Below are 26,271 nucleotides of genomic sequence, written 5' to 3'. Positions count from 1 at the left end.
CCGCTATTGCCCTCCATGCGCGATCCTGCTGACAGGCCCGCAAATGGCTGCTATCGGCGCGGCCATGACCGATCTCTCGCACATCCGCAATTTCTCGATCATCGCCCATATCGACCATGGCAAGTCGACCCTGGCCGACCGCCTGATCCAGCGCACCGGGGGCCTGACCGACCGGGAAATGTCGGCCCAGGTGCTCGACAATATGGATATCGAGAAGGAGCGCGGCATCACCATCAAGGCGCAGACCGTGCGCCTGGACTATGTCGCGAAGAATGGCGAGACATATGAGCTGAACCTGATGGACACGCCGGGCCATGTCGACTTCGCCTATGAGGTGAGCCGGTCGCTCGCGGCGTGCGAGGGCGCGCTGCTGGTGGTGGATGCCGCGCAGGGCGTGGAGGCGCAGACGCTGGCCAACGTCTACCAGTCGATCGAGCATGACCATGAGATCGTGCCCGTCATCAACAAGATCGACCTGCCCGCCGCCGAGCCGGAGAAGGTGAAGGCGGAGATCGAGGAGGTGATCGGCCTCGACGCGTCGGAAGCCGTGCTGGCGAGCGCCAAGGCCGGGATCGGCATCGACGACATATTGGAGGCGGTGGTCGCCAAGATCCCCGCGCCCAAGGGCGACCGGGACGCGCCGCTGGAGGCGATGCTGGTCGATAGCTGGTACGACCCCTATCTGGGCGTCGTCATCCTGGTGCGCGTCGTCAACGGCGTCATCAAGAAGGGCCAGAGCATCAAGTTCATGATCGGCGGCACCGAGCATCTGATCGACCGCGTCGGCTGTTTCCGGCCCAAGATCGAGCAACTGGGCGAACTGGGGCCGGGCGAGATCGGCTTCATCACCGCGCAGATCAAGGACATCAGCCAGACCCGCGTCGGCGACACCATCACCACCGTCAAGAATCCGGCGAAGGCGCCGCTGCCCGGCTTCAAGGAAGTGCAGCCGGTGGTGTTCTGCGGCCTGTTCCCGGTCGACGCCAATGATTTCGAGAAGCTGCGCGAATCGATCTCCAAGCTGCGGCTTAACGACGCCAGCTTCTCCTTCGAGATGGAGACGTCGGCGGCTTTGGGCTTCGGCTTCCGCTGCGGCTTCCTCGGGTTGCTGCATCTGGAGATCATCCAGGAGCGGCTGAGCCGGGAATATGACCTCGACCTCATCACCACCGCGCCGTCGGTGGTGTACGAGATTCACATGAATGACGGGACGGTGCGGCATCTGCACAATCCGGCGGACATGCCCGACGCCAACCATATCGACTATATCGAGGAGCCGTGGATCGAGGCGGTGATCTATTGCCCCGACGAATATCTGGGTTCGATCCTGAAGCTCTGCCAGGACCGGCGGGGCATCCAGAAGAACCTGACCTATGTCGGCGGGCGCGCGCAGGTGACCTATGAACTGCCGCTCAACGAGGTGGTGTTCGATTTCTACGACCGGCTGAAGTCGATTTCGCGGGGCTATGCCAGCTTCGACTATCATCAGATCGGGGCGCGGGAAGGCGACCTCGTCAAGATGAGCATCCTCGTCAACAACGAGCCGGTCGACGCGCTCAGCATGATCGTCCACCGGGGCAGCGCCGAATCGCGCGGGCGCGGCATGTGCGAGCGGCTGAAGGACCTGATCCCCCGCCATCTGTTCAAGATCCCGATCCAGGCGGCGATCGGCGGCAAGGTGATCGCCCGCGAGACCATCGCGGCGATGCGCAAGGACGTGACCGCGAAATGCTATGGCGGCGACATCACCCGCAAGAAGAAGCTGCTGGAGAAGCAGAAAGAGGGCAAGAAGCGGATGCGCGAATATGGGTCCGTGCAGATCCCGCAGGAAGCCTTCATCGCGGCGCTGCGCATGGGGGATGAGGGCTGAGGCAGACGGGAATTGGGTGGGCCTTCCCCATATCGTCATGCTGAACTTGTTTCAGCATGACGGGTTTGATGGGGCAGTTCGCAGCGCTCGGATGTCGGATCATTCCGCCGCCAGATGGTCCCGGAACCAGGCGGCGGTTTCCTCCTCGCTCAGTTCTCCGGCGGCTAGTGCCAGGAAGGCTACCACCAACTCGGCATCGGTGGCCGTCAGCACATAGCCGTTCAGCACCAGGAAGGTTTCGCTCACGACTGCGGCGGTGCGCTTGTTGCCGTCGACAAAGGGATGGTTGCGCGCAATGCCATAGGCATAGGCAGCCGCCAGTTCCGCGGCATCGGGTTCATGATAGGCTGCCAGATTCTGCGGGCGTGCCATGGCGCTTTCCAGCAGGCCTGCGTCGCGCACACCTTCACCGCCGCCATGCTCGGCTAGCTGTTCGGCATGCGCCGCCATCGCCACTTCGGCGCTGATCCAGACCCAATTGCGGGACATGGTTTATTTCGCAAGCTCGCGCAGCGCGCGCTTGCGGCGCTGCATGACCTCCCGCGCTGCCGCCATCTGGGCGTCGAAATCGGGTTCGGCGGCGCTCAATTCGATGCCGCGCGGCGTGGTGACGACCGACAGGGTCTCGCCGATGCCGACATTGAGATGCGCCAGCACCTCCTTGGGCAGGATGACCCCGGCGGAATTGCCGATCTTCGTGATCTTGAGCGGTGCGTTCATACAGATGTTATAACCATGATCCGGTCACGGCGCAAGCCCGGCGGCCTTGACGGCGGCGGGGCGTCCATGGTCAATGCAGGGGTATCAGCGTCAGGGGACCGGCATGAGCGAGACATGGCTGTATGATGAGCATCCCGCGATGTTCCGCGCCCATCCCTTCCTGTTCCTGCTGCTGCTGATTTCCGTGGTCGGCATTCTGGCCATCGGCGTGTGGTGGGTGTTGCGCAAGGGCGAGCGGCTGGCGCTTTCCGACCGGGAAGTGCTGCTGGAGCGCGGCCTGCTCGCCAAGCAGCGGACGGAGATCGCGCTTTCCAGCATCCGCAGCGTGCGCATCACCCAGACGCTGGGCCAGCGCATCTTCAACGTCGGCAATGTGGAGCTGTTCAGCGCGGGCGACATGGCGGAAATCGCGATCAAATCCATGCCGCGGCCCGACCGCATCCGGGCGATCGCGGCTTCCCGCAATCTCGACCTGCTGCCCCAGCGGTAGGAATAGCCAACAGCCTCTTGACTTGACCGCATTTATTTCAACGATAGTGCAATAGCGAGAAGGGGCGCGTTGGAGCGCCCACGGCCAGCAGGAAGGACGCCGGAGGAACGCCGGTCCGCAGTGGCGCGGGCGGGTGATTGCAAGGGGTCGTCGTGCATGGGCTTGCGTGTGATGCCGTCGTTGCCGGAACTGACCGCGCAGCAGCAGGACGATGTCCGCCAGGCTTGCGGTTTCGCCTGCGTCCGATGTGGCGTGACCATCTACCGTTATCTGCGGCTGCCGGAGAGTCATGGGGTGACGCTGCTCTGCCCGACCTGTCATGGGCTGGTCGAGGAAGGGCGGCTGACGCCGATGCAGGTGCAGGGATTCCATGCCAATCCGGTCGTGCGGCAGCGCCATTTCGCGCGCGATCGCCTGCCCTTTTCGCCGGAACTGCCGACGCTGATCATGGGCGGCTCCCAATTGCTGAGGGACACGCCGATCCCGCTGACGCTGGAGGGCGAGCCGATCCTGATCTTCGCCCCGCCGCGCCGCAGCAATGGGGCGACGCGAATCAGCCTGCGCATGGGCGGCCCCGATGGCGAGCCGGTGCAGGTGGTGAACGGCAATGAATGGATGCCGACGGACGGTAGCTGGCATTTCCTGCTGCGCGGCGACCGCTACAGCATGATGGCGGCGCGGGGCGAGGGGCTGGCGGTGCTGCGCATCGTGGCGCGCAACCGGATCGCGGTGGAGCATCTGCGCACGACGATCAAGGGGCGCCGGCTGGAAGTGACGCCCGACTGGCTGGAGATCGACGGCAAGCGCTATGTCGGGCGGATCGGCAGCGGGACGTTGATCGGGCTGGAATGTTGATTGCCGTGGAGAACCATGTGCTCCTGCGAAGGCAGGAGTCCAGTTCCAACACCTGATCTGGTCCTGCCTTCGCAGGAGCACATGGTTTATTCCGTCCGGACTTAGCCGCAGCGGGCGGAGGTGATCGCCATCTTGCCGTCATAGCTGACGGTCAGACGGTCGGCGCGGAAATCCATGGTCATCGCCATGCCCGGCGCGCCCCAGCGCAGCGTGCGCGCGCCCGACGCCTTCAGCAATTCCGCTCCGGTCGCCGCGCTGGCGGTCTGGCCGAGGAAGCGGTCCAGCCCTTCGTTGCGGCACGGTCCCTCGACGGCGGGCGGCGTCGCGGCGGGGCCTTCGCCGTTGGCGCCCGCGCAGGCGGCCAGAAGGGGAAGGAAAATCAACGCTGCCGTCCGCATCGTTCCTGACTCCTATTGCGTGCGGGTCATCTTGAGGCGGCCGTTCTTGACAGCGAAGGCCAGGCGACCCTCCACCAGGTCGACCGCATCGCGGCCGAACTGTTCATAGCGCCAGCCTTCCAGGATGGCGAGGTCTTCCCGCACGCCGGCCGCCAGCGCGTCGATGTCGTCGCTGCGGGCGATGAGGCGCGCGGCGACGTTGATGTCGCGGGAACGGATTTTCAGCAGCAGCTTCAACAGGTCCGCCACCAGCGCGCCGTCCTTGCCCAGGCCGGGGCGCTTGGGGTCGCGCTCCGGCATTTCCTCCTTGGCGAGCGGCGCGTGGCTTGCCAGCGCCAGCATCAGGCGGTTGCCGATGTCGTTGGTCTTCCAGGTGGCGGACAGGCCGCGCACCTTGCCCAGGTCTTCCTGCGTGCGCGGCGGGTGGCTGGCGATGTCGGCCAGCGTCTCGTCCTTGACGATGCGGCCGCGGGGCAGGTTCTTGTCCTGCGCCTCCATCTCGCGCCATGCCGCCAGCGCCTTCAGGCGGCCCAGCACATCGGCCTTGCGGCTGGCGATGCGGACGCGCTGCCAGGCCTCGTCCGGCTTGTTCTCGTAATTGGACGGGTCGCTGATCCGCTCCATCTCCTGGTCCAGCCAGTCGCCGCGGCCGGTGCGGCGCAGTTCCTCCAGCATCTTGGGGAATATCTGGATCAGATAGGTGACGTCGCCGATCGCATAGTCGATCTGCCGCTTGTCGAGCGGGCGGCGCGCCCAGTCGGTGAAGCGCGCGCCCTTGTCGAGCTGCACGCCCAGCCAGGCGTCGACCAGATTGCCGTAGCCGATCTGCTCGCCCAGCCCCAGCGCCATCGCCGCGATCTGCGTGTCGAACAGCGGATGGGGCGTCTTGCCGGTCAGGTTGTAGATGATCTCCAGGTCCTGGCCGCCCGCGTGAAAGACCTTCAGCACATCCTCATTGTCGACCATCAGGTCGAGCAGGGGCGACAGGTCGAGGCCGGGCGCCTTGGGATCGATGGCGGCCGCCTCATGCTCGTCCGCGACCTGCACCAGGCAGAGGTCGGGCCAATAGCTGTTTTCGCGCATGAATTCGGTATCGACCGCGATATAGGGCGACTTGGCGATCCGGGCGCAGAATTGGGCGAGAGTCTTGCTGTCGGTAATCAGCGGATGGATTTGCATATGGTCTTCGATCTTATTATGGGCTGGCCCGTCGCGCACGGGCTCGTCAATGCTTGACAGGACTGCCCATAGCGGCGCTGCAACAATTTGTCATTTGCGTAAAACGAAGCTGAAAGACCAAAAACGCCATGCATCCCTATCGCACCCACACCTGCGGCGCCCTTACGACGGCGGAGGTCGGCAATGAGGTGCGGGTGTCCGGTTGGGTGCACCGCAAGCGGGATCATGGCGACCTGGTCTTCATCGACCTGCGCGATCATTATGGCATGGTGCAGATCGTCACCGAAGTCGACGGGCCGGTGTTCCAGGTGATCGAATCGCTGCGGGCGGAAAGCGTCGTGACGGTGACGGGCAAGGTCGTCGCGCGGGCGAAGGAAGCGGTGAACCCGAACCTGCCGACCGGCGAGATCGAGATTCGCGCTCTGGACGCGGTGGTGCTGTCCGCCGCCGCCGACCTGCCGCTGCCGGTCGCGGGGGAGCAGGAATATCCGGAGGACATCCGCCTGCGCTATCGCTTCCTCGACCTGCGGCGCGAGACGCTGCACGCGAACATCGTCAAGCGGACGAAGATCATTTCCGACATGCGCCGCCGCATGGAAGGGGCGGGCTTCACCGAATATTCGACGCCGATCCTGACCGCCAGCAGCCCGGAAGGCGCGCGCGACTTCCTGGTGCCCAGCCGCATCCATCCGGGGAAATTCTACGCCCTGCCGCAGGCGCCGCAGCAGTATAAGCAGTTGCTGATGGTCGCGGGTTTCGACCGCTATTTCCAGATCGCGCCCTGCTTCCGCGACGAAGACCCCCGCGCCGACCGGCTGCCGGGCGAATTCTACCAGCTTGACCTGGAAATGAGCTTCGTGCGCCAGGAAGATGTCTGGAACACGATGGAGCCGGTGATCGCTGAGGTGTTCGAGGCCTTTGCCGACGGCAAGCCCGTGACCCCGGCGGGCAGCTTCCCGCGAATCCCCCATGCCGAGGCGATGCTGAAATATGGGTCGGACAAGCCCGACCTGCGCAACCCGATCCTGATCACCGACGTCACCGAGCATTTCCATGGCTCCGGCTTCGGCATCTTCGCCTCTCTGGTGGAGAGCGGCAGCGTGATCCGCGCCATCCCGGCGCCGGGCGCTGGCGCGGGCAGCCGCAAATTCTTCGACGACATGAACAATTGGGCGCGCGGCGAAGGCTATTCGGGCCTGGGCTATATCAACATCAAGGACGGCGTGCCCGGCGGCCCCATCGCCAAGAATCATGGCGAGGAACGCACGGCCAAGCTGATCGAGGCGCTGGGCCTGGGGCCGAACGACGGCGTGTTCTTCGCGGCGGGCAAGGAAGGCCAGGCGGCGAAGCTGGCGGGCCTGGCGCGGATTCGCGTGGGCGAGCAGCTCGACCTGATCGACAGGGATCGCTTCGAACTGTGCTGGATCGTCGACTTCCCCTTCTACGAATATGACGAGGACACCAAGTCCATCGACTTCGCGCACAACCCCTTTTCCATGCCGCAGGGCGGGCTGGACGCGCTGGAGAATCAGGATCCGCTGAGCCTGAAGGCCTATCAGTACGACATGGTCTGCAACGGCTATGAAATCGCTTCGGGTTCGATCCGCAACCAGTCGCCCGAATTGATGGTCAAGGCGTTCGAGAAGGTGGGCCTCAGCCAGGCGGACGTGGAGGAGCGCTTTGGCGGCCTCTACCGCGCCTTCCAATATGGCGCGCCGCCCCATGGCGGCATGGCGGCGGGCGTGGACCGCATCGTCATGCTGCTCTGCGGGGCGCAGAATCTGCGCGAGATCACGCTGTTCCCGATGAACCAGCGGGCCGAAGACCTGCTGATGGGCGCGCCCAGCCCGGCGGAGTTCAAGCAGTTGCGCGAACTGCACATCCGGGTCGTGGAGCCGCAGGCCAAGGCCTGAAATCCTTTCGGTCCCGTGCTTGTCAAAGCCCCGCTCCTGTTCTCTAAGGGAGCGGGGCTTTGCTGTTCGGGAGCTGAGGGATGACCATCGACCTCGCCGACTATGAGAAGGGCGCGAAGTTCAAGGGCGACTATGAGGCCAGGCTTGCCGAATTGCAGGAGCGGCTCGCCAAGATACAGGTCGCGCACATCATCCACGACCGGCGCAGCGTCATCCTGCTGGAGGGATGGGATGCGGCGGGCAAGGGCGGCATCATCAAGCGCATGACCGCGCAGTGGGACCCGCGCTATTACAAGGTCCATCCCATCTCCGCCCCGACCGAGGAGGAGCGCGACCGGCATTTCCTCTGGCGCTTCTGGACGCGCCTGCCCGCCGGGCGCAACATCGCGATCTTCGACCGAAGCTGGTACGGCCGGGTGCTGGTCGAGCGGGTGGAGGGCTTCTGCTCCAAGGGCGAGTGGAAGCGCGCCTATGAGGAGATCAACGCCTTCGAAAAGCAGCAGGTCGACGCCGGGACCAACATCGTCAAGCTGTTCGTCCACATCACGCAGAAGGTGCAGGACGAGCAGCTTGCCGAGCGGCTGGACACCCCCTGGAAGCGGTGGAAGACCGGCGCGGACGATTATCGAAACCGGGCCAGGCGGGCGGATTATCTGGACGCCATGCACGACATGTTCCGCAAGACCGACACGAAGGCGGCGCCCTGGCAGGCGATCGACAATAATCATCGCCGCGCCGGGCGGATCGCCGCGCTGGAGCATGTGGCGAGGCGGCTGGAGAAGCTGGTGCCGATGGATTTTCCGGAAGCCGATCCGGAGGTGGTGAAGCTGGCGGCCGAGGCATATGGCTACAGGAAAATGCCGTAGCCCGAAAAGGGCTGGCTTCGGGCGGAATTCGGGTTAGGTTCTCCCTCCATAAAGAAGGAGAGGATGCATGCTCGTCATGTTCGTGGGCGCCGACCGGACCGAAACCGCCGTCAATGCCGCGCAGGTCACCTTCATATCCTCCGTGACCGACGGCACCCGCATCCGCTTCGGCGAAGGGCGCAGCGTCACCGTGATAGAGCCGATCGCCGAGGTGATGGAGCGGCTCAACGTCATATTGCGGCGGGATGATTAGCGGGGTTTCGGTTGGAGGGTGGACCTATCCTATTCCTCCCCATCGATAGATGGGGAGGGGGACCAGCCGAAGGCTGGTGGAGGGGAAGGGGCACGACCTCCGAATTCCCCCTCCCCACGCTTCGCGTAGGGAGGAATTGAGGGCAGGTCACTCCGGGTAGCAGATTTCCATCACCTCATATTCCTTCTCCCCGGCCGGGAGCATCACGCGGCGCAGGTCGCCCACCGCCGCGCCGCGCAGGGCGCGGGCTATCGGGGTGCTCCAGCCGATGCGGCCGGCGCTCGCCTCCGTCTCGTCATTGCCGACCAGGGTGACGGTGCGGCGCTTGTCGTCCTCGTCCGCGATGGTGACGGTCGCGCCAAAATAGACCTTGCTCTTGTCGGGCTGCTGGCGCGGGTCGACGACCTTCGCGTCCTTCATCTTACGCGACAGGCGCTTCAACTGCCCGTCGATCTCCCGCATCCGCTTGCGGCCGTAGAGATAGTCGCCATTTTCGCTGCGGTCGCCATTGCCCGCCGCCCAGCTTACCACTTCCACGATCTTCGGGCGCTCGACGCCAAGAAGCTGGTCATATTCGGCGCGCAGCTTCGCGAAGCCTTCCGGAGTGATGTAATTGGGGTGAGGGTTGCTCATGATGAACCCTCCCTACCCGTTCGCGTCGAGCGAAGTCGAGACACGTCATGCGCGGCGTTTCCCGACTACGCTCGAAACGAACGGAGGAGACAGCTTAGGGTGTGTGGGGATTCAGTTCAGGGCGCGGCGAAAATAGTGGAATTCGAGAACCTCGAAACGAGGCGCGTGACTCGTTTCGACGGAGCGTACTTCAGTACGTGAGCACCGGAAGCGCAGAAAGCCGCTATTTGCAGCCCGCCATGGGCTGAATCCCCACACACCCTAGCCCGGCGTCTGTTTGCCGAGATATTTGGACAAGGGCGTCGTCGTGCCCCTGAAGCGCGCACGCCCAGGGTTCATCGCCTCGTACACCACGGCGTTTTCCAGCACGCGCTGGACATAGTTGCGCGTTTCGAACAGCGGGATCTGCTCGATCCAGCGCAGAATGTCGGCGCCGGGCAGCCGGGGGTCGCCATTGGCGCTGATCCAGCGGTTCACATTGCCCGGCCCGGCATTATAGGCCGCCACCGCCAGCGGATAGCTGCCGCCATAATAGTCCAGCATCCGCTGGAAATAAGAGGAACCCAGCATGATGTTGTAGCTGGGGTCGTTGAGCGAACTGGGGTCGTAGCTCATCCCCAGCTTGCCCGCCTGTTCGCGGGCGGTGCCGGGCATCAACTGCATCAATCCCCGCGCCCCGGCGTGGCTGACGATCTGCCGGTCGAACTGGCTTTCCTGCCGGGCGATGGCGTGGACCATGGTCCAGTTATATTGCGCTTCGGACGGCACCGGCACGCGGGGGAAGGCGCTTGTCCCATAGCCGGTGAGGCCGCTGGACACGGCGCGGCGGCCGACCATCACGCCCATGTCGGGACGGCCGATGCTCTGCGCCAGCTCGACGGCCAGATAATGGTCGGCGTCGCTGTCGGCATTGTTGGCGATGGCGCGGGCGAATTTGCTCTGATCCTCCCAATAGCCCATCTGGCCCAGCGCCTTCACCGCCCGGACGACCGATCGGTTGGCGAAGGCGGCGCGTTCGCTCGCGGAGATTTCCACCGGGCGCTCCACGGCGGCGGGAGCGGGGATCGGGCGGCCCAGCCGTTCAAGCGCGAGCTGGCCGTAAAACTGGTCGGGAAAGGCCCCGGCGCGGGCGAAATAGCTGTTTGCGCTGGCGGCGTCCCCGGCCTGGAGCGCGGCGCGGCCCGCCCAGTAGAAGCCCTTGGACTGGGTCTGCGGCGACTTGGCGGCGGTGGCGTAGCGGCGGAACATCTCCATCGCGTCCAGCGGCTTGCCGAGATTGTAGAAGGCCGTCGACCCCGCCAGCCAGGCTAGGCTGGTATAATCGTCGCGCTCGCCGATGGGCCGGGTGCTGACGTCGGTGCCTGGCAGATAGGCGTCGTCCAGCTTGCTGGCGATGCCGTAGGCGAAGCTCCACTGGCTGTCGTTCGCGGCGGCGCGCGCCTGGGTCAGCAGCACCTCATACCATTTTTCCGCGTCGCCGGGGCGGAAGGTCAGCGCCGGGCGGTTGGCCAGATATTGACGCCCGGCGATCCAGTTGCCGGTGTTGAGCAGCCATGCCGCCTTGTCCGCGACGAAGCCCGCGTCGGTCGCGCCGACGGCCTCGGCCAGTTGCATCTTCATCGCGGCGTCGGGCGCCTTCTGGCGGAAGGCGATGCGCGCCTCATAGACGGGGCGGCGGGCGGGCGAGACATAGGCCAGCATCCGTTGCGCGCCGAACAGGTCGCCCTTCCACAGCAGGGCGTCGGCGCGCAGGTCATGCTCCGCCGATGTCCAGCCGGAACCGAACAGCGAGAGCAATCGCGCCTCGTCATCGGGGGAGAGGGTGCCGCCGATCCAGGCGTTGCGCGCCGCGATCCGCGCTTCGCCCATGCGGCCCTGCTGCATCAGCGCCAGCGCATGGCGGGCGTTGCCGGTCGCGGTGCGCGGCGGGAAGCGGGCGAAGAAGGCGACGACCTGCCCCGGATCGTAGCTGTTGGGATTGATGCCGGTTTCCGCCAGCCGCCGCATCCGGTCTTCCCCCGGCCAGCCGGGATTGGCCATGATGAAGCTCATATAGGTCGAAGACCCCAGCCCATCGCTCTGCTGGAGCGCGCGCCACTGGCTGATCGTGCCGGAGATCGAAGGATCGCTCGCCACGCCGATTCGGCTTTGCGCCTGCTGCCAGGGGCTGGGCTCGGTGGAGCGGGGAATCGGCTGCACCACGGCGCCCGGCGGATAGGCCGAGGCGGGCGCGGGGACGGCGGTTTCGGTCTGGGCGCTGGCGCCGGCCGTGAAAAGCAGAAGGGCGATCAAAGGCATACGAACCGTAAGGGCTTCCGGGGCAGTTTCGAGACAGGAGAGCGATACCCTACTGGACATTATCGCAATTGCATCCTTATCAGGCCCTGAATGACGCGCTATAGCGCGCCGTTCGCGTGTTTCACGCTATCATGCCCCGGAATCCCGGTGAGTTGAAGGAGTTTGTTGCATGTTTTCCGGGTCGATTCCGGCGCTGATCACGCCCTTCCGCGACGGGGCGGTGGACGAGGCGGCTTTCCGCGCCTTTGTCGACTGGCAGATCGGGGAAGGCAGCAGCGCCCTCGTTCCCTGCGGCACGACGGGCGAAAGCGCGACCATGACGGTCGAGGAGCATAATCGCGTCATCGCCATCTGCGTCGACCAGGCGGCGGGCCGCGTGCCGGTGATCGCCGGTTGCGGATCGAACGACACCCGAATCGCGCTGGAGCATATGTTCGCTGCGCAGGCGGCCGGGGCGGATGCGGCGCTGGTCGTCGCGCCCTATTACAACAAGCCCAATCAGGAGGGGGTCTACCGGCATTTCGCGCATCTGGCGGAGCGCTGTTCCCTGCCCATCATCCTCTACAATGTGCCCAGCCGCACCATCACCGACATCGGCGTTCCGGTGATCCACCGCCTGTCGGAGGAGTTCCAGACCATTGTCGGCATCAAGGACGCCACCGGGAATCTGGGGCGGGTCGCCGCGCAGCGGCTCGCCTGCCGGGCCGATTTCTGCCAGCTTTCCGGCAATGACGAAACGGCGCTGGGATTCAACGCGATGGGAGGGAAGGGCTGCATTTCGGTCACGGCCAATGTCGCGCCGCGCCTGTGCGCCGAATTCCAGCAGGCGACGGAGAACGGCGATTGGGATGGTGCCCTGGCGCTCCAGGATCGTCTCTATCCCCTGCATGATGCCCTGTTCAGCGACGCTTCACCCGGCCCGGTCAAATATGCCCTCACGCGGGTCCGCCCCGACATGCCCGGCGACGTCCGCCTGCCGATCACCTGGCCGTCGGAATCGAGCCGCGCCGCCGTGGACCGGGCGCTGGAGATCGCGGGACTGGTTTGAGAAGGGGACTATCCCCATCTTCCGTTCGCGCAGAGCAGGCCTTGAGCTTGTCGAAAGGCCGTATCGAAGGACGGGGATGTGCCAGATGCTTCGATACGGAGCTTCGACAGGCCCAGCCCCTGCTCTGCGCGAACGGATAGTTTAGAGAAGTCTGATTGAACGATAATGGCCCGTCCCCGTCCCGAAGCCTTCGACAAGAAGAAGATCGTCGCCGAGAACCGGCGCGCCCGTTTCGAATATTTCCTGGAGGATGTGTTCGAGGCCGGCATCGCCCTGCAAGGCACAGAGGTCAAGTCTCTGCGCTTCGGCGAGGGCAATATCGCGGAAAGCTATGCCGAGGTGAAGGGCGAGCAGGTGTGGCTGGTCAACAGCAACATCCCCGAATTCAGCCATGGCAACCGCTTCAACCATGAGCCGAAACGCCCCCGCAAGCTGTTGCTGCACCAGCGGGAGATCGCCCGGATGCACGGCGCCGTCGAGCGCAAGGGCATGACGCTGGTGCCGCTGTCCATCTATTTCAACAGCCGGGGCAAGGCGAAGGTGGAACTGGCGCTGGCCAAGGGCAAGAAGACCCATGACAAGCGCGACACGATCAAGGAACGCGACTGGAAACGCGACCAGCAGCGCATCATGAAGGCGCATCGCTGATGGACAATCGACTTTCCCGCTGGTGGCACGCCAATGCGCCCACCCGCGAGTCGCTGGAAAACAACCGCTTTCTGGCCCCGGTGGCGCATCGCGTGCTGGAACCCTCGCTGTGGCGCTTCACCCGGCGGTCGGTGCCGCGCGGCGTGGCGCTGGGGTTGCTGGTCGGCATCTTCCTGCTGATCCCCGGCGTGCAGATTGCGGGCGCGGCGCTGCTGGCGCTGCCGTTCCGGGCGAATATTCCGCTGGCGGCGGCGATGACGTTCCTGTCCAATCCTGCCACCACGCCGCTGTTCCTGATGGCTTCGGTGTGGATGGGCAACTGGATGTTGGGGCGGACGGCGGATGCTTCGGGCTTCATGGCGCTGATCGACCGGCACGCCTCGATCCGCGAATGGTGCGCCTGGCTCTTTTCGGAGGCCGCGCCTGCCATGCTGCTGGGACTGGCGCTGATTTCCCTGGCTTTCGCGGTGGTCGGCTATTTCCTGGCCGACTGGATCTGGCGCCATCGCATGGGGCGGAAATGGCATGCGCGCAAATTGAGGATTGGCAAGGCGCGCGAAAGCGGCGCATTGGAGGAAATCGCTTCGGCCTGAGGGGGTTGGGGCGGCAAGTCCATTGTGGATGCAGGGGGCGCGTGTGATCAGGGATGGAGACGCTTGGGCGGCTGACCGGCCATCGCCGCTTGCCCTGCCGCTGCTGGTCCTGCTGGCGCTGATTTCCGCCGGGCTGGTGATCTATGCCGCCGGGAACTGGGCGCTGGGCGCGGGCTTCGGCGCGGCGGTGCTGGCCGGGGCGGCGCTGCTGAGCTGGTATCGCAGGCTCCATCCGCCGGAAGTGGCGGTGGGGGAGGCCGTGCCCGACTGGACGGTGGCGCGGGCGGCGGCGGACGCATCCAACATGGCGATCGCCGTCACTGACCGGGCCGGGCGGCTGGTCTGCGCCAGCGACCTGTTCGGGGAGTGGTTTCCCGGTTTTCCCACGCCGCCGCATGTCACCGGCGATGCGCCCCTGTCCGACAGCCTGGGCCACGCCGCCCGCGCCGCCTGGCGCGACGGCGAGGCGCGGGTGGAGGGGATCGTGCAGGGCGCGCTGCGGCTGGACGCCTTCCTGTGCCGCACCGGTCGTTCGGAGGATTATCTGCTGTGGCGCTTTTCCCCCGTGCGCCAGCCCAGCGCGCTGGACGATGTGCATCGCCTGCTGACCGGGGAGGCCGGGCGGCAGTTGGGCGAAGCGGGCATCATGGCGGTGATGATCGGCGGGGAAGGGCGCATCCGGGCCGCCAACGGCGCCTTCCTGCTGCGCGCCGCCGGGCGGATCGACGCCAATATCACCGGGCGCGACTTCGCCGCCCACATGCGGGTGGACGACAAGGGGCGGCTGTTCCTGGCGCGGGAGGAATCGGGCGGCGTTCCGCTGCGGCTGTTGCAGGTGCCGTTGAAGCGCGCCGCCCAGCCGGCGGGGGCGCAATCGGGCGCGCAGGACGGGCCGATGCTGCTGCTGCTGATCGACGAGCCGGCGGGCAATGCGGGCGGGACGTCAGCGCTTTCCTATATCGAGACGCTGTTGTCGCTGCTGCCCTTTGGCCTTGCCATGGCGGATCGTGACGGGCGCGTGCTGTTCATGAACAAGGCCTTTTCGCGGGCCGCGGGCGTCAAGCCGGAGGAGAAGCCGAGCTATCCCGGCGACCTGGTGGTGCGGGAAGATCAGGCGGCGGTGGCCGACGCGGTGCGGCGCTTCGCGGTCGGACCGCAAATGTCGGGCGACGTCGCCGTGCGCATGCGCAACCAGCCCGACGAGCCGATCGCGCTCAGCCTGGCGGGCGTGCGCGGGCTGGGCGAGGCGGCGGTGCTGCTCTCGCTCAAGGACAATAGCGAGGAGAGCAAGCTCAAGCGGCAGGTGGCGCAGGCGACCAAGATGCAGGCGATCGGCCAGCTTGCCGGGGGCGTGGCGCACGACTTCAACAATATCCTGACCGCGATCATCGGCCATTGCGACCTGATGCTGATGCGCCATACGCCGGGCGACAGCGACTATGACGACATCCAGCAGATCAAGTCGAACAGCAACCGCGCTGCGGGGCTGACGCGGCAGTTGCTGGCCTTCTCGCGCCAGCAGACGCTGCGGCCGCAGATATTGCAGTTGCCCGACATCGTCGCGGACGTTTCCAACCTGCTGAAGCGCCTGCTGGGCGAGAGCGTCAAATTGGAAGTCACCCATGGCCGCAATCTGGGCGCGGTGCGGGCGGACCCCGGCCAGTTGGAGCAGGTGATCGTCAACCTGGCCGTCAACGCCCGCGACGCCATGCCGGACGGCGGCACGCTCAACATCCAGACCTATGCCGTGCCCGCCGCCAAGGTGCGGGAGATGCGGTCGGACATATTGCCGCCCGCCGACTATACCGCGGTGCGGGTGTCGGACACGGGCCTGGGCATCCCGCCCGACATATTGTCCAAGATCTTCGAACCCTTCTTCACCACCAAGGAACTGGGCAAGGGCACCGGCCTTGGCCTTTCCACCGTCTACGGCATCGTCAAGCAGTCGGGCGGGTTCATCTTCGCGGAATCCGAACTGGGGCGGGGGGCGAGCTTCGTCATCTACCTGCCGGTCTACCAGGGCGCCGACGCCGATCAGGCCGCGCAGCCCAAGGCGCCGGTCCGCCGCAGCGAAACCTGGGGCACCGGCACCGTGCTGCTGGTGGAGGATGAGGATATGGTGCGCGCCGTCGCGGAACGGGCATTGTCGCGTCAGGGCTACAAGGTGCTGACCGCCAATGACGGCGAACAGGGGCTGGAGGTGCTGGCCGGGGACGAGAAGATCGACCTGCTGATTTCCGACGTGGTGATGCCCAACATGGACGGCCCGTCGATGGTGGCGCGGGCGCGGGCGACACATCCCGACCTGCCGGTGCTGTTCATGTCGGGCTATGCCGAGGAACAGTTGCGCAAATCGATCGACATCGCCAATGTGGCTTTCCTCCCAAAACCCTTTTCCGTCAGCCAGTTGGCGGAAGCGGCGCGGGATGCGCTGGCGATGCGGCCGGCGGAATGAACGGCATGATGAACTTCCGCGCGGTTTGTCGATTATGTCGGTGGGAAAACGCCTTTGGGGTTGCGATGGGTAAGATTGGGGACCGCAAGCATGTCTGACGGCAAGACCATCCTGGTCGTGGAGGATGAGGCAATGATCGGCATGATGCTGGAGGATTATCTCGACACGCTGGGATACCGGCTGCACGCCATTGCCGAATCGGTGGACGAAGCCTGCGCCAAGGCGCGGGAGGGCGGATTCGACGCGGCGCTGCTCGACTGCAATCTGCATGGCGAGAAAAGCTGGCCCGTGGCGGACATATTGGCGCAGAGCGGCATACCCTTCGTCTTTGCGACGGGCGGCATGGCGGACGATCTGCCGACGGGCCATGCCGACCGGCCGACGCTGGCCAAGCCCTTCACCATCGGCGCGGTCGAACGCGCTCTCAACAAGGCGCTGGGCGCCGCATAAGAAAATTTCGTTCCCCTCTTGTTCCATTAGAACAAACAGGATACATGGTGGCCACGCGCCATCCGGACCGGCGCGTTCCGCTTGACAGGGGATAGGCCGATGACCGCAATGCTCTCACTCATCGATTCCAAGAAGACGGGGACAATGGACAGACAGAAAGCATTGGAAGCGGCCCTTTCCCAGATCGACCGCGCCTTCGGCAAGGGTTCGGCGATGAAGCTGGGCAGCCGCGAGAAGATCGAGATCGAGGCGATTTCGACGGGATCGCTGGGGTTGGACATCGCGCTCGGCATTGGCGGCCTGCCGCGCGGACGCATTGTGGAGATTTACGGGCCGGAAAGCTCGGGCAAGACCACGCTGGCGCTGCACGCCATTGCCGAAGCGCAGAAGGCTGGCGGCATCGCGGCCTTCGTCGACGCGGAACATGCGCTCGATCCCGGCTATGCGAAGAAGCTGGGCGTCGACATCGACGAACTGATCGTGTCGCAGCCGGACACGGGCGAACAGGCGCTGGAGATCGTGGACACGCTGGTGCGGTCGAACGCCATCGACGTGCTGGTGGTCGACTCGGTCGCCGCGCTGGTTCCCCGCGCGGAAATCGAGGGCGAGATGGGCGACAGCCATGTCGGCCTGCAGGCGCGCCTGATGAGCCAGGCGCTGCGCAAGCTGACCGGTTCCATTTCCCGCTCGCGCTGCCTGGTGATCTTCATCAACCAGGTCCGCATGAAGATCGGCGTCATGTACGGCAACCCGGAAACGACGACCGGCGGCAATGCGCTCAAATTCTACGCCTCGGTGCGTTTGGACATTCGCCGCACGGGCCAGATCAAGGACCGCGAGGACATTGTCGGCAACGCGACCCGGGTGAAGGTGGTCAAGAACAAGGTCGCGCCGCCCTTCAAGCAGGTCGAATTCGACATCATGTATGGCGAGGGCGTGTCCAAGATCGGCGAACTGCTCGACATCGGCGTGAAGGCCGGGCTGGTCGAGAAGTCGGGCGCCTGGTTCTCCTATGACTCGGTCCGCATCGGCCAGGGTCGGGAGAATGCGAAAACCTATCTGAAAGAACATCCCGAAATGGCGGAACGGCTGGAAAAGGCGATCCGCGGCAAGACCGAGGAGGTCGCCGAAGGGATGATGGCCGGACCCGAAGCGGAGGATGATGGCGAATAGGCGCTGACGGGCCTTCCGGCCGGATCAACCGGAAGGCTCCAGCGCGGCTCTGCCCGCCTGCCGCTTCACGCACTGAAAAGGCCCGCTGCGCGACTGGCGCGGCGGGCCTTTTACCGGATCGGCCTTTGCCGCACAGCCCTTTCGCCGGGCGCAGCGTCTAAAGCCCTGCGTTCAATCAAATCCACGGCGTTCGTCCTGAGTAGCCACGAAGTGACGCATCGAAGGACCAATCGGCGCAGATGCTTCGATATGGGCCTTCGACTTGCCTGTCTTGAACCCGTCGAAGGACTCAGTCCCTGCTCAGCATGAACGGTGCCGAGTCATTGCACGATGCTCCCGCTTTGGCCACGGCCGTCGGATGGCTTGCCAATCGCGGACCGGGCCATCGGTTCATCGGCGGAAAGAGCGATTTGCGGGCAGGAAACGCATCGTCCTCTCGGGGCGCCACTCGTTTCCTTCGAGCGCCCGGGCAGGAGCATGACGGGGTCCAGCCAAGGCCCTCGCCGCCTATCGTCCAAACTTCTTCTGCACCTTCCCGTAGCGCAATTTGCGGGTTCCCGGCTTGCCTTCCATGGCCCGGCCCCTGGGCGCCGCCACCTGCTGTTCGGCGGGCAAGCCCAGTTCCTCCGCCTCCAGCTTGCGGATCTCGTCGCGTATCCGCCCGGCTTCCTCGAACTCCAGATCGGCCGCGGCGGCGCGCATCTTCTTTTCCAGATCCTCGATATAGGCGCGCAGATTGTGGCCCACGAGGTGCGGCCGGTCCTCCAGCCCCGTATCCACCGTCACCTGATCCTTCGACGCGACATGGGCGATGATGTCGCCGATGTTCCGCTTGATCGTGGTCGGCGTGATGCCATGCTCCAGATTATAGGCCATCTGCTTCTCGCGCCGCCGCGACGTTTCGTTGAGCGCCCGTTCCATCGACCCGGTAATACGGTCGGCATAGAGGATCACCCGCCCGTCGACATTGCGCGCCGCGCGCCCGATCGTCTGGATCAGCGAGGTTTCGGAACGCAAAAAGCCCTCCTTGTCCGCATCCAGGATCGCGACCAGTCCGCATTCGGGAATGTCCAGCCCCTCGCGCAGCAGGTTGATGCCCACCAGCACGTCGTAGACGCCCAGCCGCAGGTCGCGGATCAGCTCGATCCGCTCCAGCGTCTCGACATCGCTGTGCATGTAGCGGACCTTGATCCCGGCCTCATGCATGAATTCGGTCAGATCCTCCGCCATCCGCTTGGTGAGCGTCGTCACCAGCGTGCGATAGCCCTTCTTCGCCGTCTCCTTCGCCTCATGGATCAGGTCGTCCACCTGATCCTCCACCGGCTTGATCTCGACCGGCGGGTCGATAAGCCCGGTCGGGCGGATCACCTGTTCGGAGAAGGCGCCGCCGGTCTGCTCCATCTCCCACGGGCCGGGCGTAGCGGAGACGCTGACCGTCTGCGGCCGCATCGCGTCCCATTCGTTGAAGCGGAGCGGCCGGTTGTCGATGCAGCTCGGCAGGCGGAATCCATATTCGGCCAGCGTGATCTTGCGCCGGTGGTCGCCCCGCGCCATCGCCCCGATCTGCGGCACGGTCTGGTGGCTCTCGTCGACGAACAGCAGCGCGTTTTCGGGCAGATATTCGAACAGGGTCGGCGGCGGCTCGCCGGGCAGTCGGCCGGTCAGGAAGCGCGAATAATTTTCGATCCCCGCGCAGGAGCCGGTCGCCGCGATCATCTCCAGGTCGAAATTGGTCCGCTGCTCCAGCCGCTGCGCCTCCAGCAGCTTGCCCTCGGCGGTCAGTTCCTTCAGCCGCTCGGCCAGTTCGAACCGGATCGCCTCCATCGCCTGCTTGAGCGTCGGCCCCGGCGTGACGTGGTGCGAATTGGGAAAGACCTTCACATAGTCGAGGCTCGCCACCTTCTTGCCGGTCAGCGGGTCGAACTCGACGATGTCCTCTATCTCATTGCCGAAGAAGCTGACCCGCCAGGCCGTATCCTCATAGTGGGACGGGAAAATCTCCAGATTATCCCCCTTCACCCGGAAATTCCCCCGCGCAAAGGCCGCGTCGTTGCGCTTGTACTGCAACGCCACCAGCTTGCGGATGATTTCCCGCTGATCCTCCACCTGGCCCTTCTTCATCGCGAAGGTCATCGCCGAATAGGTTTCGACCGATCCGATGCCGTAGAGGCAGGAAACCGAGGCCACGATCAGCACATCGTCGCGTTCCAGCAGCGCGCGGGTGGCCGAATGGCGCATCCGGTCGATCGCCTCGTTCACGCTGGACTCCTTTTCGATATAGGTGTCCGACCGCGGCACATAGGCTTCGGGCTGATAATAGTCGTAATAGCTGACGAAATATTCGACGGCGTTTTCGGGGAAGAAGCTCCTGAACTCCCCGTAAAGCTGCGCGGCCAGGATCTTGTTGGGCGCCAGCACCAGCGCGGGCCGCTGCAACGCCTCGATCACCTTCGCCATGGTGAAGGTCTTGCCCGATCCGGTGACGCCCAGCAGCACCTGGTCCTTCTCGCCCTGGAGCGCCGTTTCCACCAGTTCGGCGATGGCGGTCGGCTGGTCCCCCGACGGTTCATAGTCGGAAACCAGCTTGAACGGCCTGCCGCCCTCGCTCTTTTCCGGGCGTGCGGGGCGGTGGGGGACGAAGCCTTCGCCGGTCTCCGGCTCGTCCAGCGTGGTGCGGATCTGGATAGACATGGCCCGAATATGGTGCCTTTGGTTGGAGACGCAATCGGCTTCACACTCTCCTGGGGCAGGGAGGCGGAAAAGCCGTGCGCCGCCGTTCCTTTTACGACTTCAATTCAAACGCATCCTGGGGCGGGGGAGGATAAATCACCGGCTTGTCACCATAGCGAGCGCGCAGGGCTGCCTCACGCCGCCGTGCATCGACGATCTCGACATTCATCTCGTCAGGATATTTGAAACTAACGCTGAATTCGCCGTCCTTCACATCATATTCCATCACTGACCAACGCTTGATGGGATCTTCCGATGCCGCATACCAGGACTCGAAAAGAAGGTCTGAAAGAATCTCACTTGCTGAATTATAATAGCGGACGACGTCGCCTTCGTCCTTGAAGACGCTCGGTCCATTCCATCCTTCACCAATCTCCGCATAGAGGAAGACGCCATTTGGATCGCCGCCGACAATCTCCGCCAGTTCCTGTCCGATCTCATTCATCAGCGGCCCTAGATTGTCGAGTTTATCGTCTGCCATTGCTTGCTCCCCTCGGTTCGTTCGGGAAATTTCGGAGATTTCTTTCGCCATTGACGTACCAAGTAACGGTGAGCCTGTAGGGCCGCCTCGATGTTCCCGCATATTGGGGTATGATATCGACAAAGACTTTTTTGCCCGCTCGTAAATCGTTGGCCCAGCTATTTTCCAGTGCTTTATAGGCGCTCCGATTGAAATTGGCATCTTGGGCGAAATGATTGAAGCTGTCGTTCGGCCCGTTGAAGCGAGCAGCGATGAAATGTCCACGATCGTCACCAGAGCGACGATCCGGTTTGCCCGCTTGAATTTGATTGAATCGTGACCGTGCGGTTGTCGGACCGAGAAACAATTGGCCATGGACTTTCCTGACCCGGGCAAGCATGTCCATGTAGAAATCATAGCCATTCTTGCTCTCCCGGCTCATAGCAAAATAATTAGAACAAATCAAGAACAAACGTCGGAACTGTTCCGCATTGCATCGCCGCCGCCCGTTGTTATGGTGGCCAGCAAAATGGAGTGGAAACAGGGAGAATGCCTATGCGTGCGACACTTCCCGTCCTGATCGGCTTGACATCTCTGCTGGCGGCCTGCGGCGAAAAGCCGTCCGGCCAGCCCCAGACCCGCGAGGAGGTCCGTGAGGAGGTGCAGAAGGTTCAGCTCAAGCCCGGCCAGTGGGAGGGCGCCTATGAGCTGGTCGACATCGACATGCCCAACATGCCGGGCGGCGGCGACCAGATGAAAGAGCAGATGAAGAAGATGATGAGCCGCGCCTCCATCAAATATTGCGTCTCGCCGGAGGAAGCCGCCAACCCCAGCGGCAAGATGTTCTCCGGCCAGGAGAACAAGGACTGCGCCTACAAGGGGTTCGACGCGAGCGGCGGATCGGTGAAGGGGGAGATAAGCTGCAAGTCGCAGGGCGGCACGATGAACGCCGTCATGTCCGGCAGCTACGCGCCCGAAAGCTATGAGATGCACATGGACATGAAGATGACCGGCGCCCCCAACGGCATGAACATGAGCATGAAGGCGAAGACCAGCGGCAAGTGGATCGGCGCGGCCTGCGCCGAGAAATAAGGGCGAGGCGAGCGGGCGCCCCTGCCCGCAACAGGTGATGGCAGATTCCTCTTGCGCTTTGCGCGGCTTGGCGCGAGCCTGCCCCCGTTCCAACAGAGAACAGGGGAGAGGATATGCAGAAATTCGCGCTGGCGGCCCTGCCGCTTGGGCTTGCTCTCGGCTTGGCCGCCTGCGGCAGCAAGCCGGAACCCGCGCCCGAAACGACCGAAGCGCCGATCGTCATGAAAGCGGGCGAATGGACGCTCACCCGCAAGACCACCGGCTACAACACCCCCACCGTCACCCCGGCCGAATATCAGGCCGCGCTGAAGCAGGTGAGCGAGGACAGGGTCTGCATCGCCGTCGACGCGGCCGGCGTGCCGGACGCCAATGCGCTGGCCGGGGATGAGGGCAGTGACTGCACCTACAAGGACAAGCTGATCCGCAAGGGCCGCTTGATCGCGACGCTGAGCTGCACGTCCGGCAAGGGCACGTCCGAAATAGCGCTGGAGGGCAATTTCACCGCCGACACGCTGACCCTGGGCAGCACCATGACCAGGACAGAGGGCGGCCAGCCCGTGCTGCGCACCACCCATGACGTCACGGGCAAGCGCGCCGGGGAATGCACCAAGGCCTGAGGGCCGGTCCGACACCTTCCGTCCGACGCGGCGCCCGCATGCCATGATGGACGGCCGAACCGTCGGCAGGCCGCGCCCGGTCCGTGCATCGGATGGGGACGGCCTGCCGAACGGCGCGCATGGAAATGCCATGGGCCGATCGCGGCAATATCGGCGCCGCCTGGCGGACGCTCAAGATTTGCGCCTGAGGCCCAACAGCCACGGCTTCACCCCGCGCGTCGGATGCGGCGTGCCGTCGAGCCGTCTGGCGCGGATGATCCGGATCGGCTTGACGATCATCTGCCCGCGCATCGGCCCCGACCCGCAGCAGGTCGGCGCGGCGAGGATTCGTTTCACCACGTCCATGCCCGCGACCACATGGCCGAAGGCGGCATAGCCGATATAGTCGCCCCGCGCATCCATATTGGGCGTCGGCCCCACGGTGATGAAGAAATTGCCCATGGCCGAATTGGCGCGGTCGGGCCGCGCCATGGACAGCGTCGCGTCCAGATGCCTGATCCCGGTCCGCGTCGTCGGCTCATGCCTGATCGGCGGCAGCGACCGGCGCGCATCCGTGTCAATGCCGCCCTGGATCAGCCCCAGTTGCGGAGCGCTCTTGCGCCGCGCCGCGCGATAGAAGGTGACGCCGTCGAAGCGCCCGTCATCGACATAGGTCAGGAAATTGGCGGAGGTGACCGGCGCCCGCTTATCGTCGGTCGCCACGACGATGGCGCCGACGGAGGTCTCGATGGCCACGCGGGTATGGCCCGGCGTCGGCCGGTTGGCGTGCAGGGCGAGGGCGGGACCGGAGAGGAAGGCTGTCAGCAGGACGAGATAATGCAGGACGGCAGGACGCATCGGCGGGAAGGCACGCTCAGGAAAGAGGGACAAGACCCAAGGCTAGGGTGTGTGGGGATTCAGCCCATGGCGGGCTGCAAATAGCGGCTTTCTGCGCTTCCGGTGCTCACGTACTGAAGTACGCTGCGCGCCAGTTCTCGAAATCCGCTATTTTCGCCTCGCCCTGAACTTAATCCCCACACACCCTAGAGAGCTTGCAGGCGCGGCGCAACCGGGCGGCAAGCACGGACTTTAACCGCTTTGCAAAGGAGGAAGGTGGCGACGGGGGCGCTCCATGGGGAGCGCCCCTTTTTCAGAGGGCAGTCATCAGAAGCGCTTGGCCAGGGTGACCGTGTAGGACCGGGGCGGAGCGAAAATGCGCACGCCCAGATTCTGGAAGCTGATATGGTGCACCGAATATTGCTCGTTCGTCAGATTGTCGGCGCTCAGCGAGAGCTTCAGGCCCGACGCGCTCTCCCAGGATGCAAAGCCGTTGAGCACGCTGTAAGCCTTCTGAAGGCCCGCAACATCGTTGGACGGATTGTAGAAATAGGAACTTTGGAAAGCCTGGCTCAGACGCACCGTGGCCGTGCCGCCGAACAGGTCCTCGTTGAGTTCGATATAGTTGCTGATCTTGTAGCGCGGCGCGCGCGACAGGCGGTTGCCCTTATAGGCAAGCGTCGCCCCCGCGAATTGCGGATTGGACGTGAACTTGCCGTCGAGGAGGCTCGCATTGATGCCGACGTTGAGATGGCGTGACGGCGCGATCGCAACCTGGAGTTCGGCGCCCTTGATCCGCGCATTGGCATTGGCAAGGATGAAGTTCAGATTTGCGCCGAACTCGAACACCTGAAGCTTCTTATAGTCGAGATAGAAGAGGTCGGCGTTCACCCGCAGCGTGTTGTCCAGCCATTGGGTTTTCGCGCCCAGGTTGAAGCTGTCCAATTGTTCGGGCTTCACGAGGAAGGTGGCCTGGACGGCATTCTGAGCCTGGCTGGTGAAGGTGCCCGACTTGTAGCCGCGATCATAGCTCAGGTAGAAATGCTTGTCCGGGCTGGGTTCCATGGCCAGCGTTGCGCGCCAGGTGGGCTTGGTGAAGCTTGCGGACGCCGGCACCGCGTAAAGCGAGCCGGGGAAGAAGGGGAAGCCGAGTCCCTGGCCTGCCGGCGCATTATGCACCGCCTGCTGAAAGACGTCCTTCTTGTCGCGCGAGATGCGGGCGCCAAGCGTCAGTTCGAAGATTTGCGCGAACGGTATGGTGACCTGGCCGAAAGCGGCATAGCTCTTCGTGCTGGCATTCTGGAGGGCAGTGTTATCGCCGCCCAATCCTCGCGGCAGCGGCGCCACCGAGGTGACGACGAAGCGCTCCTCGCGGTCGATGCTGTCGGAATAATAGAAGAGGCCGGCGACCCACTGGACCTTCGAGCTGGACGGCGAGGTCAGCCGCAATTCCTGGCTGAACTGGTGCGACGCTTCATTGACCCGGTCGTCGGTCTGGAAGGGAAAATTCGATTCCCCCACATAGTCGGCGCGCAACGAATAGAGATTGTTGCGATAGGCGGTGAGCGACGTCAGCGTGGCCCAATCGCCCGCATATTCGACCCGCCCGACGAGTCCGTAATTGCGGCGACGCTGGAACGTCCCTGGGATCGTCTCGCTCTCCCAGACATTCTTGCGGTCGGCGTTGGAGGCGGCCGCCAGCGCCGCGAAGGTGGGGCTCGCCAAATAGGTCGACACGATCGACCGGGAATCGCCATCGAGATCATCCTTGGAATAATCTCCCGACAGGAGGATGGTCCATGCGTCCTTTTCGGCCTGGAACTGCAGTCGGCCGCCATAGCGCTCTCCGCCCTGAAGATGCTTGCCGGTCAGCAGGTTATATGCATAGCCGCGGCTGTCGGAATATTGACCGGCCGCGCGGAACGCCATGCCGTCGCCGACCGGCAGGTTGACGATGCCCTTGCCGCCGAAGGTGCGGAAGCTGCCGGCAGACGCCTCGACACTGCCCTCGAATGCTTCGGTCGGACGGTTCGAATAGAAGCTGATCGTGCCGGCGGACGCATTTCGTCCGTAGAGAGTTCCCTGAGGACCGCGCAGAACCTCGACCCGGCTGGCGTCCAGAAACGCGATCGACGTGGCGCCGCCGCGGCCGATCGCCACTTCGTCCATGGAGATCGTGACCGACGATTCGGAGGCGGCCGAATCCGTCTGCGATCCGACGCCGCGAATATAGGTCTGGGGTTCGCCGATATTGAACTGGGTCATGGTGACGCCGGGCGTCAGCGCCGCGACATCCAGAACCGAGGTGATATGCGCGCGCTCCATGGCGACGGAGCCGAGCGCAGTGACCGCGATCGGAACATCCTGGAGATTTTCGGCGCGCTTGCGCGCCGTCACGACGATGTCGGCAATGCCGACCGCGGCCTGTTCTTCAGCCGGCGCACCCGCCGCCGGAGCATTTGCGGCCGCTGTCCCTTGAGCGAAAACCGGCGCTGCGACACCGGCGGCGGCGGTGCACAGCAGACGCGACAATAGGCTGGCGAAATTACCTCGCATAACATCCTCCCTCTTTATGCAACCGGCGCCGCCCTCCCTCTTGTCAGGCGGCGTCCGGCTTCAATCTTCAGTTCACTTCGAACAATTGCCCGGCGCCCATGCCCCCGATGTCGAGGACGCCGGCCTCCCCCGGCGCGCTCGCCTCAGCTTCAGCCAGA

General features: G+C 64.5%; 25 protein-coding genes. 14 read left to right on the top strand and 11 right to left on the bottom strand.

Annotation, left to right across the window (positions count from 1 at the left end; genetic code table 11):
* Positions 1–64: 64 nt before the first annotated feature.
* Complete coding sequence (gene lepA / locus SIDU_RS13640) at positions 65–1,870, top strand: translation elongation factor 4 (protein ID WP_007683025.1); 1,806 nt, start codon at positions 65–67, stop codon at positions 1,868–1,870.
* 99 nt (positions 1,871–1,969) lie between these two features.
* Here lepA and SIDU_RS13635 read toward each other — a convergent pair whose 3' ends face one another.
* Positions 1,970–2,359: a type II toxin-antitoxin system death-on-curing family toxin gene (locus tag SIDU_RS13635; protein ID WP_007683026.1), complete on the bottom strand. Its 390-nt coding sequence runs from the start codon at positions 2,357–2,359 to the stop codon at positions 1,970–1,972.
* Positions 2,360–2,362: 3 nt separating this feature from the next.
* Positions 2,363–2,590, bottom strand: coding sequence for an AbrB/MazE/SpoVT family DNA-binding domain-containing protein (locus SIDU_RS13630; protein WP_007683028.1), 228 nt, complete (start codon positions 2,588–2,590; stop codon positions 2,363–2,365).
* A 103-nt stretch (positions 2,591–2,693) separates the two neighbouring features.
* Here SIDU_RS13630 and SIDU_RS13625 point away from each other — a divergent pair, with 103 nt between their 5' ends.
* Together SIDU_RS13625 and SIDU_RS13620 are read left to right on the top strand one after the other, a co-directional pair.
* The gene (locus SIDU_RS13625) at positions 2,694–3,080 is read left to right on the top strand and encodes a PH domain-containing protein (protein WP_007683030.1); all 387 of its coding nucleotides are present in this window, start codon (positions 2,694–2,696) and stop codon (positions 3,078–3,080) included.
* Positions 3,081–3,251: 171 nt separating this feature from the next.
* Positions 3,252–3,935, top strand: coding sequence for a hypothetical protein (locus SIDU_RS13620; protein WP_025772774.1), 684 nt, complete (start codon positions 3,252–3,254; stop codon positions 3,933–3,935).
* A 101-nt stretch (positions 3,936–4,036) separates the two neighbouring features.
* On the opposite strand, the gene SIDU_RS13615 is transcribed toward SIDU_RS13620, so the two are convergent.
* A complete protein-coding gene (locus tag SIDU_RS13615; protein WP_007683034.1) occupies positions 4,037–4,333 on the bottom strand; it encodes an I78 family peptidase inhibitor in 297 nt (98 codons plus the stop codon).
* 12 nt (positions 4,334–4,345) lie between these two features.
* Positions 4,346–5,512 (bottom strand): ribonuclease D, encoded by a 1,167-nt coding sequence (gene rnd / locus SIDU_RS13610; protein WP_025772773.1) that lies wholly within the window; start codon positions 5,510–5,512, stop codon positions 4,346–4,348.
* Positions 5,513–5,640: 128 nt separating this feature from the next.
* On the opposite strand from rnd, the gene aspS reads away from it, so the two are divergent.
* From aspS to SIDU_RS13595, 3 genes are all read left to right on the top strand, one after another.
* Positions 5,641–7,425 carry an aspartate--tRNA ligase gene (aspS, locus tag SIDU_RS13605; protein WP_007683038.1) on the top strand — a complete coding sequence of 595 codons (1,785 nt, stop codon included), beginning with the start codon at positions 5,641–5,643 and terminating at the stop codon, positions 7,423–7,425.
* An 80-nt stretch (positions 7,426–7,505) separates the two neighbouring features.
* Positions 7,506–8,291: a polyphosphate kinase 2 family protein gene (locus SIDU_RS13600; RefSeq protein ID WP_007683039.1), complete on the top strand. Its 786-nt coding sequence runs from the start codon at positions 7,506–7,508 to the stop codon at positions 8,289–8,291.
* 67 nt (positions 8,292–8,358) lie between these two features.
* Positions 8,359–8,544: a hypothetical protein gene (locus SIDU_RS13595; protein ID WP_007683041.1), complete on the top strand. Its 186-nt coding sequence runs from the start codon at positions 8,359–8,361 to the stop codon at positions 8,542–8,544.
* A gap of 147 nt (positions 8,545–8,691) precedes the next feature.
* Here SIDU_RS13595 and greB read toward each other — a convergent pair whose 3' ends face one another.
* A complete protein-coding gene (gene greB / locus SIDU_RS13590; protein ID WP_007683043.1) occupies positions 8,692–9,177 on the bottom strand; it encodes a transcription elongation factor GreB in 486 nt (161 codons plus the stop codon).
* A gap of 261 nt (positions 9,178–9,438) precedes the next feature.
* Entirely contained in the window at positions 9,439–11,475 is a 2,037-nt protein-coding gene (locus SIDU_RS13585) for a lytic transglycosylase domain-containing protein (protein ID WP_007683046.1), read from the bottom strand.
* A gap of 169 nt (positions 11,476–11,644) precedes the next feature.
* Here SIDU_RS13585 and dapA point away from each other — a divergent pair, with 169 nt between their 5' ends.
* The 6 genes from dapA (at position 11,645) to recA (ending at position 17,842) form a co-directional block, all read left to right on the top strand.
* Positions 11,645–12,523 carry a 4-hydroxy-tetrahydrodipicolinate synthase gene (dapA, locus tag SIDU_RS13580; RefSeq protein ID WP_007683047.1) on the top strand — a complete coding sequence of 293 codons (879 nt, stop codon included), beginning with the start codon at positions 11,645–11,647 and terminating at the stop codon, positions 12,521–12,523.
* Between the two features lie 165 nt (positions 12,524–12,688).
* Positions 12,689–13,171, top strand: a complete 483-nt coding sequence (gene smpB / locus SIDU_RS13575) for an SsrA-binding protein SmpB (RefSeq protein WP_007683053.1) — start codon at positions 12,689–12,691, stop codon at positions 13,169–13,171.
* Positions 13,171–13,764, top strand: coding sequence for a DUF2062 domain-containing protein (locus SIDU_RS13570; RefSeq protein ID WP_007683056.1), 594 nt, complete (start codon positions 13,171–13,173; stop codon positions 13,762–13,764). Before smpB ends, SIDU_RS13570 begins: the two co-directional genes overlap by 1 nt.
* Before the next feature lie 28 nt (positions 13,765–13,792).
* Positions 13,793–16,219 (top strand): hybrid sensor histidine kinase/response regulator, encoded by a 2,427-nt coding sequence (locus SIDU_RS13565; protein WP_020819872.1) that lies wholly within the window; start codon positions 13,793–13,795, stop codon positions 16,217–16,219.
* A gap of 90 nt (positions 16,220–16,309) precedes the next feature.
* Positions 16,310–16,669 (top strand): response regulator, encoded by a 360-nt coding sequence (locus SIDU_RS13560; RefSeq protein ID WP_007683060.1) that lies wholly within the window; start codon positions 16,310–16,312, stop codon positions 16,667–16,669.
* A 99-nt stretch (positions 16,670–16,768) separates the two neighbouring features.
* A complete protein-coding gene (gene recA, locus SIDU_RS13555; protein WP_007683061.1) occupies positions 16,769–17,842 on the top strand; it encodes a recombinase RecA in 1,074 nt (357 codons plus the stop codon).
* Between the two features lie 507 nt (positions 17,843–18,349).
* On the opposite strand, the gene uvrB is transcribed toward recA, so the two are convergent.
* The 3 genes from uvrB to SIDU_RS13540 all read right to left on the bottom strand — a co-directional run bounded on the left by uvrB (position 18,350) and on the right by SIDU_RS13540 (position 21,474).
* Positions 18,350–20,533: an excinuclease ABC subunit UvrB gene (uvrB, locus tag SIDU_RS13550; protein WP_007683063.1), complete on the bottom strand. Its 2,184-nt coding sequence runs from the start codon at positions 20,531–20,533 to the stop codon at positions 18,350–18,352.
* A gap of 91 nt (positions 20,534–20,624) precedes the next feature.
* On the bottom strand, positions 20,625–21,053 hold the full coding sequence (locus tag SIDU_RS13545; RefSeq protein WP_007683065.1) for a hypothetical protein: 429 nt from the start codon (positions 21,051–21,053) through the stop codon (positions 20,625–20,627).
* Entirely contained in the window at positions 21,040–21,474 is a 435-nt protein-coding gene (locus SIDU_RS13540) for a DNA/RNA non-specific endonuclease (protein ID WP_007683067.1), read from the bottom strand. Before SIDU_RS13540 ends, SIDU_RS13545 begins: the two co-directional genes overlap by 14 nt.
* Positions 21,475–21,587: 113 nt before the next feature.
* On the opposite strand from SIDU_RS13540, the gene SIDU_RS13535 reads away from it, so the two are divergent.
* Positions 21,588–22,124 (top strand): DUF3617 domain-containing protein, encoded by a 537-nt coding sequence (locus SIDU_RS13535; RefSeq protein ID WP_007683069.1) that lies wholly within the window; start codon positions 21,588–21,590, stop codon positions 22,122–22,124.
* Positions 22,125–22,237: 113 nt separating this feature from the next.
* Positions 22,238–22,741: a DUF3617 domain-containing protein gene (locus SIDU_RS13530; RefSeq protein ID WP_007683071.1), complete on the top strand. Its 504-nt coding sequence runs from the start codon at positions 22,238–22,240 to the stop codon at positions 22,739–22,741.
* A 171-nt stretch (positions 22,742–22,912) separates the two neighbouring features.
* Here SIDU_RS13530 and SIDU_RS13525 read toward each other — a convergent pair whose 3' ends face one another.
* Together SIDU_RS13525 and SIDU_RS13520 are read right to left on the bottom strand one after the other, a co-directional pair.
* Positions 22,913–23,578, bottom strand: coding sequence for a peptidylprolyl isomerase (locus tag SIDU_RS13525; protein WP_007683073.1), 666 nt, complete (start codon positions 23,576–23,578; stop codon positions 22,913–22,915).
* Between the two features lie 306 nt (positions 23,579–23,884).
* On the bottom strand, positions 23,885–26,113 hold the full coding sequence (locus SIDU_RS13520) for a TonB-dependent receptor (RefSeq protein WP_007683075.1): 2,229 nt from the start codon (positions 26,111–26,113) through the stop codon (positions 23,885–23,887).
* Positions 26,114–26,271: the final 158 nt, after the last annotated feature.

Source organism: Sphingobium indicum B90A, assembly GCF_000264945.2.
Lineage (GTDB): Bacteria > Pseudomonadota > Alphaproteobacteria > Sphingomonadales > Sphingomonadaceae > Sphingobium > Sphingobium indicum.
Note: the sequence above shows the minus strand (reverse complement) of the source record. Positions and strands in the feature narration are given on the sequence as shown.